At 69.6% G+C, this 15,511-nt stretch carries 14 protein-coding genes; 5 read left to right on the top strand and 9 right to left on the bottom strand.

From position 1 onward, the window contains the following. The first annotated feature begins 8 nt into the window (after positions 1–8). On the top strand, positions 9–1,652 hold the full coding sequence (menD, locus tag ACT89H_RS17485) for a 2-succinyl-5-enolpyruvyl-6-hydroxy-3-cyclohexene-1-carboxylic-acid synthase (protein WP_445109678.1): 1,644 nt from the start codon (positions 9–11) through the stop codon (positions 1,650–1,652). Between the two features lie 8 nt (positions 1,653–1,660). On the opposite strand, the gene ACT89H_RS17490 is transcribed toward menD, so the two are convergent. Both ACT89H_RS17490 and ACT89H_RS17495 read right to left on the bottom strand, forming a co-directional pair. Then, positions 1,661–1,888, bottom strand: coding sequence for an Rv3202a family protein (locus ACT89H_RS17490; RefSeq protein ID WP_445109679.1), 228 nt, complete (start codon positions 1,886–1,888; stop codon positions 1,661–1,663). 130 nt (positions 1,889–2,018) lie between these two features. Next, positions 2,019–2,267, bottom strand: a complete 249-nt coding sequence (locus ACT89H_RS17495; RefSeq protein ID WP_445109680.1) for a DUF8836 family protein — start codon at positions 2,265–2,267, stop codon at positions 2,019–2,021. 128 nt (positions 2,268–2,395) lie between these two features. Here ACT89H_RS17495 and ACT89H_RS17500 point away from each other — a divergent pair, with 128 nt between their 5' ends. Next, positions 2,396–2,998, top strand: a complete 603-nt coding sequence (locus ACT89H_RS17500) for a TIGR03086 family metal-binding protein (protein WP_445109681.1) — start codon at positions 2,396–2,398, stop codon at positions 2,996–2,998. A 134-nt stretch (positions 2,999–3,132) separates the two neighbouring features. On the opposite strand, the gene ACT89H_RS17505 is transcribed toward ACT89H_RS17500, so the two are convergent. The 4 genes from ACT89H_RS17505 to ACT89H_RS17520 all read right to left on the bottom strand — a co-directional run bounded on the left by ACT89H_RS17505 (position 3,133) and on the right by ACT89H_RS17520 (position 9,925). After that, positions 3,133–7,290 carry a bifunctional nitrate reductase/sulfite reductase flavoprotein subunit alpha gene (locus ACT89H_RS17505; RefSeq protein WP_445109682.1) on the bottom strand — a complete coding sequence of 1,386 codons (4,158 nt, stop codon included), beginning with the start codon at positions 7,288–7,290 and terminating at the stop codon, positions 3,133–3,135. A 114-nt stretch (positions 7,291–7,404) separates the two neighbouring features. Beyond that, positions 7,405–8,109, bottom strand: a complete 705-nt coding sequence (locus tag ACT89H_RS17510; protein WP_445109683.1) for a demethylmenaquinone methyltransferase — start codon at positions 8,107–8,109, stop codon at positions 7,405–7,407. A gap of 72 nt (positions 8,110–8,181) precedes the next feature. Next, the gene (locus ACT89H_RS17515) at positions 8,182–9,324 is read right to left on the bottom strand and encodes a glycosyltransferase family 4 protein (protein ID WP_445109684.1); all 1,143 of its coding nucleotides are present in this window, start codon (positions 9,322–9,324) and stop codon (positions 8,182–8,184) included. A gap of 127 nt (positions 9,325–9,451) precedes the next feature. Then, positions 9,452–9,925, bottom strand: coding sequence for a DUF3592 domain-containing protein (locus tag ACT89H_RS17520; RefSeq protein ID WP_445109685.1), 474 nt, complete (start codon positions 9,923–9,925; stop codon positions 9,452–9,454). A gap of 39 nt (positions 9,926–9,964) precedes the next feature. Here ACT89H_RS17520 and ACT89H_RS17525 point away from each other — a divergent pair, with 39 nt between their 5' ends. Next, a complete protein-coding gene (locus ACT89H_RS17525) occupies positions 9,965–10,471 on the top strand; it encodes a DUF2505 domain-containing protein (protein ID WP_445109686.1) in 507 nt (168 codons plus the stop codon). A 39-nt stretch (positions 10,472–10,510) separates the two neighbouring features. Here the strand turns inward: ACT89H_RS17525 and ACT89H_RS17530 are convergent, their stop codons facing one another. The 3 genes from ACT89H_RS17530 to ACT89H_RS17540 are packed head-to-tail and all read right to left on the bottom strand — an operon-like array spanning position 10,511 to position 12,720. Further along, positions 10,511–10,948, bottom strand: coding sequence for a VOC family protein (locus ACT89H_RS17530; RefSeq protein WP_445109687.1), 438 nt, complete (start codon positions 10,946–10,948; stop codon positions 10,511–10,513). A 58-nt stretch (positions 10,949–11,006) separates the two neighbouring features. Beyond that, positions 11,007–11,435: a helix-turn-helix domain-containing protein gene (locus ACT89H_RS17535; RefSeq protein WP_445109688.1), complete on the bottom strand. Its 429-nt coding sequence runs from the start codon at positions 11,433–11,435 to the stop codon at positions 11,007–11,009. A 16-nt stretch (positions 11,436–11,451) separates the two neighbouring features. Beyond that, positions 11,452–12,720 carry a geranylgeranyl reductase family protein gene (locus ACT89H_RS17540; RefSeq protein WP_445109689.1) on the bottom strand — a complete coding sequence of 423 codons (1,269 nt, stop codon included), beginning with the start codon at positions 12,718–12,720 and terminating at the stop codon, positions 11,452–11,454. 220 nt (positions 12,721–12,940) lie between these two features. On the opposite strand from ACT89H_RS17540, the gene ACT89H_RS17545 reads away from it, so the two are divergent. Further along, on the top strand, positions 12,941–13,981 hold the full coding sequence (locus ACT89H_RS17545; RefSeq protein WP_445109780.1) for a polyprenyl synthetase family protein: 1,041 nt from the start codon (positions 12,941–12,943) through the stop codon (positions 13,979–13,981). A gap of 568 nt (positions 13,982–14,549) precedes the next feature. After that, a complete protein-coding gene (htpX, locus tag ACT89H_RS17550) occupies positions 14,550–15,431 on the top strand; it encodes a zinc metalloprotease HtpX (RefSeq protein WP_445109690.1) in 882 nt (293 codons plus the stop codon). The last annotated feature ends 80 nt before the right edge of the window (positions 15,432–15,511 follow it).

Raw genomic sequence — 15,511 nt, forward strand, 5'->3', positions numbered from 1 at the left:
CTTGAGGCGTGAACCCGTCTACAGCACAAGCGCAGGTCGTCGTCGACGAACTCGTGCGCGGGGGCGTGCGGGATGTCGTCCTGTGCCCCGGCTCACGGAACGCTCCGCTGGCCTTCGCCCTGCAAGCCGCCGATTCCGCCGGGCGACTGCGCCTACACATGCGGATCGACGAGCGAACGGCGGGTTTCCTCGCCGTCGGGCTCGCGATCGCGAGCCGCCTCCCGGTCCCGGTCGTGATGACCTCGGGCACCGCGGTGGCCAATCTCGGGCCTGCCGTGCTGGAGGCGAACTACGCGCGGGTTCCGTTGGTGGTGCTCAGCGCCAACCGCCCCTATGAGTTGCTCGGCTCCGGCGCCAACCAGACCGTCGAACAGTTCGGTCTGTTCGGCAGTCAAGTCCGCGCCACCATCTCGCTCGGTCTCGCGGAGCAGGAGGCGGGCGACGGCGAGCACCCGCCTTACGGCCAGCAGAACAGCCAGTGGCGCTCGGCGGTGTGCCGAGTATTGGCGGCGGCGCGTGGCACCCGCTCCGGCAATGCGGGGCCGGTGCACTTCGATGTCCCGCTGCGTGAGCCCTTGGTCCCCGACCTGGCGCCGGGTGAGGCGGCTCCGTCGGGTCGTCCGGGGGAGTGCGCGTGGACCGAGACCCAATACGCCACCTTGGACGTGCCGCTCGATCTCGACCTCACGCCGGACACGGTCGTCATCTCCGGACACGGCGCGGGCTACCGCCCGGAGCTGGCGGACCTGCCGACCGTCGCCGAGCCCACCGCCCCCAGGCACGGCCCCGCGCTGCATCCACTCGTACTGCCGCTGTTGCGTCCCACGCAGGCGATCATCACCGGCCGCCCGACCCTGCACCGGCAGGTGTCGAAGGTGCTCGCCGACCCGGACGTCCGGGTGTTCGCGCTGACCACCGGTCCGCGTTGGCCCGATGTGTCCGGCAACGTGGTCGGCACCGGGACCCGCGCCGTCACCGTCGGCGCCCCGAGGACGCGATGGCTGGAGCACTGTCGCGAACTGAACGCGAAAGCCGACCACGTGGTGCGTGCCGAACTCGCACGACACCCGAAGCCCACCGGGCTGCACGTCGCCGCGGTGGTGATGGACGCGCTGCGCGACGGTGACCAACTTCTGCTCGGCGCCTCGAACCCGGTGCGGGACGCGGCGCTGGTGTCGCATCCGCGTCCGGGGGTCAGGGTGCTGTCGAATCGCGGCGTTGCGGGTATCGATGGCACGGTGTCCACCGCGGTCGGCGCCGCCCTGCACCACGATGGGCGCACCATCGCGTTGATCGGTGACCTGACCTTCCTGCACGACGCGTCCGGCCTGTTGATCGGGCCGGGCGAACCGCGCCCGGCGAATCTCACCATCGTCGTCGCCAACGACGACGGCGGCGGCATCTTCGAACTGCTCGAACAGGGCGACCCGCACTACGCGGGCGTGTTCGAGCGGGTCTTCGGCACCCCGCACGGCATGGATCTCGCAGCCTTGTGCGCCGCCTACCGCATTCCGCACCGGCAGGTGGACCCGCAGCAGCTGGCCGTCGAACTGACCGGACATGCGCATGGCATGCGGGTGCTCGAGGTGGCCACCGAGCGGTCCAGCCTGCGGGAACTGCACGCGAAGGTGCGCGCCAAGATCCAGCCCTGACCGGGCGGTCAGAAGCCGGATTCCTCCTCGGGGTCGTCATCGATCGGGACCACGATGGACTGTTCGATCACATCCGCCGGATTCGCCTCGAAGATGTCGCGCTCCAGAGTCGCCCGCGCGACAGCGTCCTCCTGCTCGGGGCTGTCGTCGGCGAGCACCGGCTCCTCCGGATACGCCGGAACGGACTGCTCGGCGAGATCGGCCTCCGGGACCGCGTCGGCAAGGGGATCTGACATCGTGCGCTCCTCTCCACGTAGGCCTCTCGATCGGCATACCCGTCGTGGCACGCCGCAAATCGAGGCGGGCGATCAATTCCGACTGCAACGAGGATGCCCCCGGTCGGGACGTACGGCAAGCATCCGGCGCTCAGGCTTGTCGCGTTTCGCCCGCCCGCGCCGCCGTCGCGTCCGCCGGATGCTCGACCAGCGCGAGCATGCGTCCGGCCATGAACCGGGCGGTCCGCACGGCCGTCCCCGATCGCGTCACTTCGCTGACTTCGACCACGCCCCGCGTGATCCTTACTTCGACTCGCCGCCCCGCTCGGGTAGCCGCGATCTCATAGCTCCTGGAGCCGTCGCCGACGTCGACGACGATCTCCACCCGATCACCCTTCATTCTTCAATTGTCCGCTTTTCCAGGGCTTTTCACCGCTACGAGTCGATCTCGGAACGACTCGCCGCTTAATTCCACGGCCTCACTCCGTCTCCATTTCCGGAGACGTCCCACACCCCCGAGGAGGCCAGATGAACCCCGAGTTCGATTTCGAGCCCGCGGCCGACGCGTTGGCGACCGTCGTCGGCGGCATCACCGACGAACAACTCGCGGCGCCGACGCCGTGCGCCGACACCACGGTCCGCGATCTGCTCGCGCACGTGGTCGATCTGACGGAGGCGTTCCGGCAGGCGGCGACGAAGGAGGCCGTCGGCGGTTCCGTCGCGCCCGGCGCGCCTGCCGAGCGCGCCTTGCCGGAGGATTGGCGCGAGCGCATTCCGGCCCAGCTCGATGCCTTGGTGGCGGCGTGGCGCGAGCCCGCGGCCTGGGACGGCGTGACAGAGGCGGGTGGAGTCAGCGAGCCCGCCCCGGCGATGGCCAGGATCGCCCTGGACGAGGTGGTCGTGCACGGCTGGGATCTCGCGAAGGCCACCGGCCGGCCCTATTCGTGCGCCGCCGGAGATCTGGCGACCCTGCTCGAGATGCTGCGCGACACACCTGCCGAAGGGGTGCCCGGTCTCTTCGGGCCGGTGGTGCCGGTCGCGGCCGATGCCACCGCCTTGGAGCGAGTCCTCGCTTTCACCGGCCGCCGCGTCGACTGGACTCCGAATGGCAAGGGCGCGGTGCTCGGCTAGTCGGCGGCAGACACGAACGTGCCCGCCTGGACGGCATCGACGGCGGCGCGAGCGGCCAGGTCCGCCGCGGTGTCGTCGATCGGATCTCCGCTGGCGAGCAGCCGGTAGTACAGCGGCGCACTCGGTATAGGCCGTCAGTACACGTCGCGGACGTAACGCTTTTCGGCGACGAGTTGCTTCTTGAATGCCAATGCGCCGTCCTCGTCGAGCTTGCCGTGGATGCGCGCGATCCGCAGGAGCGCGTCGTCGACGTCCTTGGCCATACGGCCGGCGTCGCCGCAGACGTAGAAGTGGGCGCCGTCGCGCAGCCAGGACCACAGCTCGGCGCCGTGCTCGATCATGCGGTGCTGCACGTAGATCCGCTCCCGCTGGTCGCGGGAGAAGGCCAGGTCCAGCCGGGTCAGGAAGCCGGAACGGAACATGTCCTCTAGTTCGGTGCGGTAGTAGAAGTTGTGCGCCGCGTGCTGATCGCCGAAGAACAGCCAGTTGCGCCCGGTGCAGCCGCGGGCCCTGCGCTCCTGCAAGAACCCGCGGAAGGGGGCGATGCCGGTGCCGGGGCCCACCATGATCATCGGCGCGGCCGGGTCCGCTGGAGGACGGAAATGCGGTGCGCGCTGGAGAAAGATCGGCACCGTCGGGTCGGCGAGCTCGGCGCGATCGGCGAGGAACGTCGAGCACACTCCGCCGCGCCGCGCCGGCGAGCCGGTGGCCGCCGGATCGCCGTAGCGCACGATGCCGACGGTCAGCTCCACCGCATCCGGGCTGACCAGCGGACTCGACGAGATCGAATACTGGCGCGGCTGTAGCTTCTTCATGACCCCGAGCCACTCGACCAGATCGGCCCGCACGGGGAAATCGCGCAGCACGTCCACGACCTGCCGATCCCACAGATAATTCGCCAGCTCGTTGCGGTTGTCCCGGCGCAACAGTTTGGCGAGCTTGCCGCTCGGGTTGCGCTCGGCGATGAAGCCGAGCAGATCGGGTCCGACCTTGGTGATGTCGAAGTGCGTGCGCAGTGCTTCGGCCAACGGGATTTCCCGTTCCTCGACCTCGACCACGCGACGCCCGTCCAGCCCGGTGGCGGCCAGCCATTCGGTGACCAGTGCGGTGCCGTTCACCGGCCAGACGCCCAGCGAATCGCCTACCTCGTACGCCGCGTCCAGGCCGCGCAGATCGAACGCGAAGCGGCGCACCTCTTTCGGAGATCCCGCCGCGGAGAGCAACTCGTTGCGCAGCAATGGGGCACGCAGCGGCGCGGTGCGGGTGAACGGTGCGGTGCGGGTGCGGCCGAGCGCCGGGGCGACACTCGGCGCGGCCATCGTGGCCACACCACCGCCACGGGGCGTAGTCCGGCTGGGCGCGGCCGCACCGCTCACCGAGGAATCGGCTGGGCCGCCGTCCAAGGCGGCGAGTACGTCGTCCAGCCAGCGCTGCGCCGCGTCTTGGTAGTCGGGTTCACTATCGACGCGCGGAAGCAATCGGGTCGCGCCGAGTTCGGCGAATTTCTGGTCGAGTTTTCGGCCGTAACCACAGAAGTCGTCATAGGAAGAGTCGCCGAGTGCGAATACGGCGTACCGCATTCCGGTCAGCCGCGCGACGCCGTCGGCCAGCCGATCCCAGAAATCCGCTCCGTTGTCCGGCGGTCCTCCGTCGCCGAATGTGCTGCTGACCACCAGGACGTCGCCCTGGAGCGCACCCGGATCGCAGGAGTCCAGGTCCAGCAGTCGCGGTGTGAAATCGCGTTCGGCGAGGTGTGCCGCGACGGCGGTGGCGAACTCTTCGGCGTTGCCGGTCTGCGAGGCCCACAGCACGGTGACCGTGCGAGCGGCGGCGCCCGCGTCCGCCGTGGTCGCGGCGGCACGCGAATACATCCCGGCCAGCAGACCGTCGACCCACAGCCTGGTGGGCGCGGACATCGGCGCCGAATCCGGGAGCACCGGCTGGCCGGTCACCGGAAGCGCTTGCAGCGCGGCCAAATAGCCGCTGAGGTAGATCCGCTCGGTCTCGCTGAGCGTTGGCGCGGTACCGCTGTCGAGGCCGAGTACGGCGGCCAGCGGGTGCGCAGTCCGGGCCGCGGGCAGCGCGGCGGGAACCTGCGGCTGCGGCACGGAAGCCACCCGGCGCAGCGCCACCGCGCACGCCTTGAACTCCGGTTGCAGCGAGGCCGGATCGACCGCGTCGTTGGTGACCGCGTTGATGGTCAGGTATTCGCCCTGCTCGTCGTTCCAATGGAACGGCACGAAGCAGTCGCCCTGCCGCACTCGGTCGCTGACCTGCACCGGCAGCACGGCACGGCCACGGCGGGAGGCGATCTCGAGCTGGTCGCCCGCGCGCAGACCGAGCCGCTCGGCGTCGGCCGGATGCACCTCGACGAACGGCGTGCCGTTCAGCTTGGTCAGCTTGTCGATCTTGCCGGTCTTGGTCATCGTGTGCCACTGGTGTTGCAGGCGCCCGGTGTTCAGCAGGAACGGGTAGTCGTCGTCGGGCATCTCCTCCGGCAGCAGGTGCGGCCGTGGCCAGAACACCGCGCGGCGGCTCGGCGTGGCGAAGGCCAGCCGGGGCCGGTGGCCGTTCTCGTCGACGAACAGGGTCTGGCTGATCCCGTCGTTCACATAACGGATCGGATTGCGCCTGCGGTCCGCTCGCGCGCACGGCCACTGCATCGGCCCGGCACGCAGCGCCTCATAACTCACGCCGCGCAGGTCGTAGCCGGTGGCGGGATTGGCGAACCGCTTGATCTCGTCGAACACCTCGGCGCTGGAGGCGAAGTCGAAGCCGGGAAACCCCATGGCGGTGGCGACGTCGGCGATGATCCGCCAGTCCGGCCGCGCGTCGCCGATGGGCGGGACCGACTGTTGCAACAGTGTGAGGTTGCGTTCGGAATTCACCATCACCGCGTCGGCTTCCGCCCACAGCGTGGCGGGAAGCAGCAGGTCGGCGTAGGCGTTGGTCGCGGTTTCGGTGTAGGCGTCCTGGGCGATCACCAATTCGGCCGCTTCCAGCCCCGCGATCACGGTCTTCCGGTTCGACACGGTGGCGACAGGGTTGGTGCAGATGATCCAGGCCGCTTTGATCGTCCCTTCGGCCAGTCCGCGGAACATCTCCACCGTGCCCGGCCCCGCTTCGGTGCCCAGCGTGCCGGGCGCCAGTTCCCACGCGGTCTCCACGAACGCGCGGTCCGCGGCGGAGAGCAGGCTGCGCTGGCCGGGCAGGCCGGCGCCCATGTAGCCCATCTCGCGCCCGCCCATCGCGTTCGGCTGCCCGGTGAGGGAGAACGGCCCGCTGCCGGGGCGGCAGATCGCGCCGGTGGCCAGGTGCAGGTTGCACAGGGCGTTGGTGTTCCAGGTGCCGTGCGTGGACTGATTGAGTCCCATCGTCCACAGCGACATCCACTCGCCCGCCGCGCCGATCCATTCGGCGGCGGTCCGGATGTCGGCTTCGGCCAGTCCGGTGATCTCGGCCACCCGCTGCGGCGGATAGTCGGCCAGGAACTCCGGCATCGCGTCCCAGCCCTCGGTGTGCTCGGCGATGAACTCCGCGTCGATGTGGCCGCCGGCCACCAGCAGGTGCAGCAGCCCGTTCAGCAGCGCGAGATCGGTCCCGGGCGCGATCTGCAGGAACAGGTCGGCCCGCGCGGCGGTCTCGGTGCGGCGCGGATCGACCACGATGAGCTTCGCGCCCGCCTTCAGCCGATCGGCCATCCGCAGGAAAAGGATGGGATGGCAGTCGGCCATATTCGCGCCGATGACGAAGAACAGGTCCGCGTGCTCGAAGTCGTCGTAGGAGCCGGGCGGCCCGTCCGCGCCGAGCGACTGTTTGTATCCGGTGCCGGCGCTGGCCATGCACAGCCGCGAGTTCGCCTCGATGTGCACCGTGCGCAGATAACCCTTGGCGAGTTTGGTCGCGAGGTACTGCGCCTCCAGCGACATCTGCCCGGAGACATACAGCGCGATCGCGTCCGGACCGTGCTCGTCGAGGATCGCGCGCAACCGGGTGGCCGCCTCGTGGACGGCCTCGTCGACGGGGAACGGCACCGGCACCTGACCGCGCTCGAAGCGCCGGTAGGCGGTCTCCATCCGTCCGGGGGTGCGCATCAACTCCGCGTGGGTCGCACCCTTGGTGCACAACCTGCCCGCGTTCGCCGGGTGCAGTTTGTCGCCGCCGACCTTGGCGATCACCGGCTTGCCCGCGCCGTCGGCGGTGGTCGACACCGTTATCCCGCAGCCGACGCCGCAGTACGAGCACGCCGTTCGGGCGGTGCCGTCGCCGCGGCCGGTCACTGGATCGGTCATGTCTCCGATCATGCGGACCGCCGATTGCGCCGGATTTACCTCGCGTTAGCGCCAGGTGACATTCCCCCTCACCGCTCCCGGACCGGGCGGTGAGGTGTGATCGAGATCTCCGGCTCAGCCGAGCTTGTAGGCCCGGTGCAGGGCCACCACGCCCCCGGTGAGGTTGCGCCATTTCACCGACGACCACCCGTTCGCCGCGACCCGCATCGCCAGCCTGCGCTGATTGGGCCACTCCGAGATCGATTCGGCCAGGTAGACGTAGGCCTCCGGGTTGCTGCTCACCACGCGCGCCACCTTGGGCAGCGCTTTCATCAGGTACTCCAGGTACACCGTGCGGAACACCGGCAGAACCGGTGCGGAGAACTCGCACACGACCAGCCTGCCGCCGGGCTTGGTGACGCGCAGCATCTCGCGCAGGGCCAGATCGGTGTCGGCCACGTTGCGCAGCCCGAACGAGATGGTCACCGCGTCGAAGGAGTCGTCGGCGAACGGCAGCGCCATCGCGTCGGCCGCCACCATCGGCACGTCGCGGAACCGGCCCGCGCTGAGCATGCCCTTGGAGAAATCGGCCGCCAGACACCACGCGCCGGACTTCCGCAACTCCAGGGTGGATACACCGGTGCCTGCCGCGAGATCCAGCAGCCGCTCGCCCGGCCGTGCCGCCAGCGCCTTACGGGTCGCCCAGCGCCAGTAGCGATCCTGCCCGGCGGAGATGACCGTGTTGGTCAGGTCGTAGCGCCGGGCGACGCCGTCGAACATCGCCGCGACTTCGCGCGGCTGTTTGTCCAACGAGGCACGGTTCGATTGCGTTTTCGCCACGCGAAGACCCTAACTCGCGGTCTGTTACGACCCGAGGGCGGCGCGTGGATACCCTCGTCACGCCGGCCGGGTTCACGCCGTATGCGGCAACCGAATCCGCGTCCCGGTCACGTCGGCGTAGTGACCCATCAGCTGAGTGCAGATGGCGGGCCAGGTCCGCGACAGCACCGATTTCCGCGCCGCCCCGGCGAACCGGGTCCGCAGCTCCGGATCGTGCAGCGCCCCGACGGCACTCGGCAGCAACTCGCTGAACCGGTCCACCGGAAGCAGGTAGCCGTTGCGGCAGTGGGCGATCAGGTCGCGGGGACCGCCCGCGTCCGGACCGATCACCGGGACACCCGAGGCCAGCGCCTCTTGCACGCCCTGGCAGAAGGTCTCGTGCTCGCCGGCGTGCACCATGACGTCCAGACTGGCGTACGCCCGCGCCAGCTCGTCGCCGCCGAGCTCGCCGGTGAACACCGCGGTCGGCATCAGCCGGGCCAGTCGCTGGCGCTCCGGTCCGTCGCCGACGATCACCAGCTGGATATCCGGGTCGGCGCTCAGCACCGCGAGCCGCTCGACGTGCTTCTCCGGGGCGAGCCGCCCCACGAAGCCGACCAGCAGGCGGTCCCGGCCCGCGAGCCAGGCGTCCCGCAATTCGGCGGACCGTACGCTCGGTGTGAACCGCGCGGTGTCGACGCCGCGCCCCCACCGGTGCACGCGCGGGATGCCGTGTCTGGCCAGGTCCTCCGCCGCGGCCCGGGATGGGGCGAGCGTGCGGGTGGCTCCCTCGTGGATGCGCCGGGTCCAGCCCCAGGCGGCGCGGCCGGCCAGCCCCAGCCCGTAGCTCTTGGCGAAACCCGCCACGTCGGTCTGGTACACCGCGACGGTGGGCAGATCCAGTCGCAATGCCGCGCCGAGGCCACCCGCGCCGAGCAGGAACGGTGAGGCCAGGTGGACCACCTCGGCGTCGAAGTCCTCGATGGCCGAGACGATGCCCGGCTGTGGCAGCCCGACCGGCAGCGAGCTGATCTTGGGCACCATGATCGCGGGTACCCGGTGAACCGGGAAGCGCTCGTAGTGCCGCGGCGCGGCGGGCTGCCCCCGCGGGGTGTCCGGCGCGATGATCAGCGCTTCGTGCCCGTTCCGGTCCAGGTGTTCGAGCACCCGCAGCACGGAGTTGACGACGCCGTTCATGTTCGGCAAGAACGACTCCGCGACGATCGCTACACGCACGCTCTCAGCCTGACCGCCGCACCGCGCCACGTCGCCACGCCGAAGTGAAGCGCACTGAAAGATCCGGCGAACTATCGGAACCTTCGACGGGCGGTCCGCTCGGCGGCTCGCTCGGAGATTGTGGATCTCAGCCCTGCGGCGCGGGCCTGACCACCGGCGCGGGGCCACGCCTGCCCGCGCGGGAAAGCAGCCACAGGGTCGGTAGCGCGAGCAGCCACACCACGACGATCACCGACAACGCGGGCGGAATGGCGACCCGCACGTCACGGCCCTCCACCCGCACCAGGTCCGGGTCGCTGCGGCGGTACTCCACCCGAATCCGCTCGCCCGCGGTCAAGTTGGTCGGATACAGCACGCCGACCTTCGGATTGTGCGTCTCGCCGTCCGGTGTGACGTACATGACCGCCGAGCGCAGCCGCCCCGCCGAGAGCACCTCGGCCGTGGTGCTGCCCTTGTCCGAGCTGATCAGATAGTCGTTGCGCCACGCGGCCAGTACCAGCAGCCCGACCAGTACGCTCACCGCCGTCGCGGCGATCAGCACGCCGATCCCGGCCCGTCGCAGGCGGATCGGCCGCCCGGTGGACTGGCTGGTTTCCGACACCGCCACAGGCTACCGACCGGCTCGGCTACGGTGGCGGCCATGTCCCGAAAATTCAGCTTCACCGTGCCGTACACAGTCCCGGTCGAAGATCTCCACCGGGCACTCATCACCGACGACGTCTGGCGGACCCGCTTCGCCGAATCGCCGACGGCGGCGGTAGACCTGTCGCATCCCGACGGCGCGGACACCATTCGCATCCACATGACCGAGAAGGCCCCCGAGGACAAGGTCCCCGCGCTGGTCCGCAAGGTGCTCAAGAGCGAGCTCACCTTCTCCCGCATCGACCATTGGCAGCCGGTGGTCGGCGAGGTCGCCAAAGGCACCTTCGAGATCTCCACCGGAGGCATCAACACCGAGATGTCCGGGTCCTATGAGATCCGTTCCACCGCGGAAGGTTCCGAGATCGAGGTCGTCGGTGCCGTGCGGGTGAAGGTGCCCCTCGTCGGCGGCGCGATCGAGCCGCTCGCCGAGCAGTTGCACCACCGGGTGCTCAACGGCGAACGCAAATTCATCGAGGACTGGCTGTCCGCCGAGCCGACCGCCTGAGCACGGCCCCGGCGCGAGCCGGGGCCACGTCGGCACGGTCTAGGCGAAGTCCCGCGGCGCGAACTCCTTCGACTCGACCAGCACCAGCCAGTTCCCCGAGTTGTCCCGGATGATCGCCTCGGTCCCATAGGGTCGTTCGGCGGGCGGCTGCACGAACTCCACCCCTTTGGCGGTGAGTTCTTCGAAGGCCTTCTGGCAGTTCTCGGTGCGCAGGCCGAGCGCGCCGTGCGTGCCGTTGGCCAGCGCGCGCCGAACGGCGTCGGCGTAGTTCTCGTCCAGCGGCGGGCCGGGAACCATCAGCGTGATCTCCAGCTCGGGGTGCGCGGGATGCGCGACGGTGACCCAGCGAAAACCGTTGTCGCCCATGGTAACGTCGGCGGTCTCGACGAAGCCGAGTTTGTCGACGTACCACTCTTTCGCGGCGGTTTGGTCCGTGACATACACGGTGACCAGGGAAACGTTCGTAATCGTCGTCATGCGGCCCAGGCTAGGGCGGGCGCACCGGCGTCGGCTTCTCCAAAATTGCGCCGTTCGCTCAGGCGGGTGGCTTTCGGTCGGAGAGTCCGTGCATGAAGACGAAACAGCCGGGGATACGCGGAGCGCCGTCGGCGAACTTCGCCTGGTACTCCGACGGCGTGACCCCGACCAGCTGCCGGAACTTGCTGCTGAACGAGCCGAGACTGCTGTAGCCGACCAGCATGCACACCTCGGTGACTGTGAGATTGGTCGCGCGCAGCAGGTCCTGGGCGCGTTCGATGCGCCGCTCGGCCAGGTACACGGCCGGGGTGCGGCCGTAGACCGCGGCGAACGCGCGCAGGAAGTGGTATTTCGACACCCCCGCCGCCGCCGCCAGCTCGTCCAGATTCAGCGGCTCGGCGTAGTGACGGTCCGCCAGGTCCCTGGCTCGGCGCAGATGCGGCAGCAGATACAGCGCGGGCAAGCCCCGAGCTCGTTGTTCACCCATCGCGCCGTCACCGTCCCTAAGCGAACGGCGGACGCTCGTCGACACGCAGCGACGCCCGGCCCGCCATCCGCCACGCCCGCGCGGTCAGGTCGACGTCCTCGTCGGTCACCAGATTGCCCATCACCCGGACGGCGGCGCGCTGCAAGTACTTCGACCGCATCACCGGAGGGCCGCCCAGCGGCACCGTGCGGGGATGGGTGGCCAGGCCCGCGATCCGCCGGGCGACCGAGAACGTGCGCCCGTAGCGAGCCCGCAGTGTCTGCGGCCAGATCGTGGTGAAGTCCGGCTCGTCCAGCAGATCGGCCAGCATGTGGCCGCCCTCCAAGCCGTAATCGATGCCTTCGCCGTTGAGCGGGTTCACACAGCCCGCGGCGTCGCCGATCAGCACCCAGTTGCGCCCCGCCACGTTCGAAACCGCCCCGCCCATCGGCAGCAGGGCCGAGGCCACCGCGCGCAGTGAGCCCTCGAATTGCCATTCCTCGGTGCGCAGCGCGGTGTAGTGCGCCAGCAGGGGCCTCAACGCGATGTGCGAGGGGCGCCGTTCGGTGGCCAGCGACCCCACACCGATGTTCACCTCGCCGTTGCCGAGCGGGAACACCCAGCCATAGCCGGGAACCAGCTCGCCGGAGGTGTCGCGTAACTCCAGATGCGAGGAGATCCACTGATCGTCGCTGCGGCCGGACTTGATGTAGGCCCGCGCGGCGGTGCCGTAGGCGTACCGCCGATGCCAGAGGCGGCCGAGTAGCCGCCCGATCGGCGAACGCACCCCGTCGGCGACCACCAGCGTCCGGCAGGCGATGGTGCGGGTGCCGTCCGCTGTCCGCACCGTCACACCCGTGACCCGGTCACCATCCCGGGTGACGTCGATTACCTTCGTCCCATCCACCATGCGCGCGCCCGACTTCACCGCCGTCTCGCGCAGCTTGTCGTCGAGTTCGGTTCGGGGAATCGCGCTTCCGTACGTCGGGAAGGAACCGCCCGGCCAGCTCAGCAGCGACTCGCGGCCGAAGCCGGTCATCCGGAGGCCGTGGTTGACGACGTGCGCGCGCACCCACTCGCCGAGCCCCAGCTGCTCCAGTTCGGCGGTCGCACGCGGGGTGAGCCCGTCACCACAGGTCTTGTCCCTGGGAAAAACGGCGGAATCGACCAGCACCACGTCCCGCCCCGCCCGCGCCGCCCAGGCCGCGGCCGCCGAGCCGGCCGGGCCCGCGCCGACGACCAGCACCTCGGCTCGGCTGGGCACTGCGTCCTGGTCGCGCGCGGGACTCGCTTCGGGTGAACCCATGCGCTCCATACTCGCAGGGCCGTCACACCCATGTCGACGCGACCACGCGCGTTGCGGACGCTCACCGGCGAAGCGGGTGCGGTAGTGGCCGATCCACACAGAGTGACGGTGTTCATGGGCCATCCGACCCGGACACGCTAGGTTCTCTACCGTGGGGTCGGACGCATCGCTGGGAGAAGAAATGAGCACATCGGCCATGAGCGAGCGCAGCGAGCGAATCATGGACACGGCGCACGGCGGGCACAGCGAAGCCGGGAGCGACGCGGGCACGGTCGTGGCCGGGGTCGATCTCGGTGACATCGGACTGGCCGACGTCGTGCGCAACGGCTTGGCGGACGTGGAGAAACTCCTGGTCGACGAGCTGTCCGACGGCGCGGAATTCCTCCAGGAGGCCGCGCTGCACCTGGCCAAGGCCGGTGGCAAGCGATTCCGTCCGCTCTTCACCATCCTCACCGGGCAGCTCGGCCCGCGCCCCGCCGATCCCGCTCTGGTCACCGCGGGCACCGTCGTGGAGCTCGTCCACCTGGCCACGCTGTACCACGACGACGTGATGGACGAGGCCCCCATGCGCCGCGGCGCCCCGAGCGTCAACTCCCGTTGGGGTAACAACATCGCCATCCTCGCGGGCGACTACTTGTTCGCGCACGCCTCCCGGCTCACCTCCACCCTCGGCCCCGGCGCGGTGCGCATCATCGCCGAGACCTTCGCCGAACTCGTCACCGGTCAGATGCGCGAGACCATGGGAGCCCGAGAATCCCAGGACCCCGTCGAGCACTACCTGCGCGTGGTGTGGGAGAAGACCGGCTCGCTGATCGCCGCCGCCGGACGTTTCGGCGGCACCTTCTCCGGCGGGGACCTGGAGCACGTCGAGCGACTGGCCCGCCTCGGCGACGCGGTCGGTACCGCCTTCCAGATCTCCGACGACATCATCGACATCTCCTCCGCCTCCGAGCAATCCGGCAAGACCCCCGGCACCGACCTGCGCGAAGGGGTACACACCCTGCCGGTGCTGTACGCGCTGCGCGAGGAGGGCGCCGAAGGCGACCGGCTGCGCGAGCTGCTCGCGCGTCCGCTGGAGACCGACGACGAAGTGAAAGAGGCACTCGACCTGCTCGCCGACTCCCGCGGCATGGCGCTGGCCAAGGAGAAGCTCCAGGGCTACGCCGACCTCGCCTACGCCGAGCTGTCCGCCCTCCCCGGCGGCCCCGCCAACGACGCGCTGGAGCGACTGGTCTGCTACACCATCGAACGCGTGGGTTGAGCTGGGTTGTTTGGCCGCGACTTCGTCGCGGCGTGTTCGCGGCCCCTTGGTGGCTCGCGTGTGCGCGACCGCCGCTTGCTCCTTCGTCGCGTACGCGGCGGCCGCGCACACGCGAGCCGGGCCGCGAACGGAAACAGGCTCGATCTCGCTGCGCTCGAAAAGACGTGGTTGGGGTGCGCTGGGAGCGACTGCGTGAGGGACCGGACTGCGTGAGGGACCGGACTGCGTGAGGGACCGGACTGCGTGAGGGACCGGACTGCGTGAGGGACCGGACTGCGTGAGGGACCGGACTGCGTGAGGGACCGGACTGCGTGAGGGACCGTGGGGGCGACTGCGTGAGGGACCGTGGGGCGACTGCGTGAGGGACCGTGGGGCGACTGCGTGAGGGACCGTGGGGCGACTGCGTGAGGGACCGTGGAGCGACTGCGTGAGAGACCGTGGAAAGAGTGCACGCTGCCGTGGGTGGCTGATTTCGGCCAGCGCGGATTCACCGGAACTTTGCCTGGAGCTTCTATCGTTTATCTGCTGTAAGACGACTCGGTGAACGGGGGAGCGGCAAGGGAGACGTATGCACGGGCACGGGTTTGCGAACGGTCTGAAGACCTTCGGGCTGATGGTGGGCATGTCGGCCCTGATCGTGTTCATCGGTGCGTTGTTCCGCAACCCGACGATCCTCGTCGTCGCGATCCTGCTCGCTGTGGGTATGAACGCCTACGCGTACTTCAACAGCGACAGGATCGCGTTGCGGGCCATGCACGCGCAGCCGGTCAGCGAGCTGGAGGCTCCGGTCATGTACCGGATCGTGCGTGAGCTGGCCACCATCGCGCGCCAGCCGATGCCCCGGCTGTACATCAGCCCCACGAACGCCCCCAACGCCTTCGCCACCGGACGCAATCCCCGCCATGCCGCGGTCTGCTGCACCAGCGGCATCCTGCAAATCCTCGATGAGCGGGAATTACGGGCCGTGCTCGGACACGAACTGTCGCACGTCTACAACCGCGACATTCTCATCTCCTCGATCGCGGGCGCGCTCGCGGCCGTCATCTCGGGCTTGGCGAACCTCGCCGTCTACGCGACCATGTTCGGTGGCAACCGCAACGGCGAAGGACCGAACGTGCTGGCCGTGCTGCTGGTGTCGCTGCTCGGCCCGATCGCGGCCACGCTGATCAAGCTGGCCGTCTCGCGCTCGCGCGAATTCCAGGCCGACCAATCCGGCGCCGAACTGACCGGCGACCCGCTGGCCCTCGCCTCCGCGCTGCGGAAGATCGAGCGCGGCGTCCACACCGCACCGCTTCCGCCCGAACCGCGACTGGCGTCGCAGTCGCACCTGATGATCGCCAATCCGTTCCGTCCGGGTGAGCGGGTCGCGCGCTGGTTCGCCACCCATCCGCCGATGAACGAACGCATCGCCCGGCTGGAGGAGATGGCGGGCGGTCCGCGCCGGTACTGAGTCCGGCGGTCTCGGTCGTCGGAGGCCCGCTGGTCTTCGTAAGCGCCGGGCACGAGCGCGGCGCCGCGGCCACTCGTGCA

This window comes from Nocardia aegles, assembly GCF_052545135.1.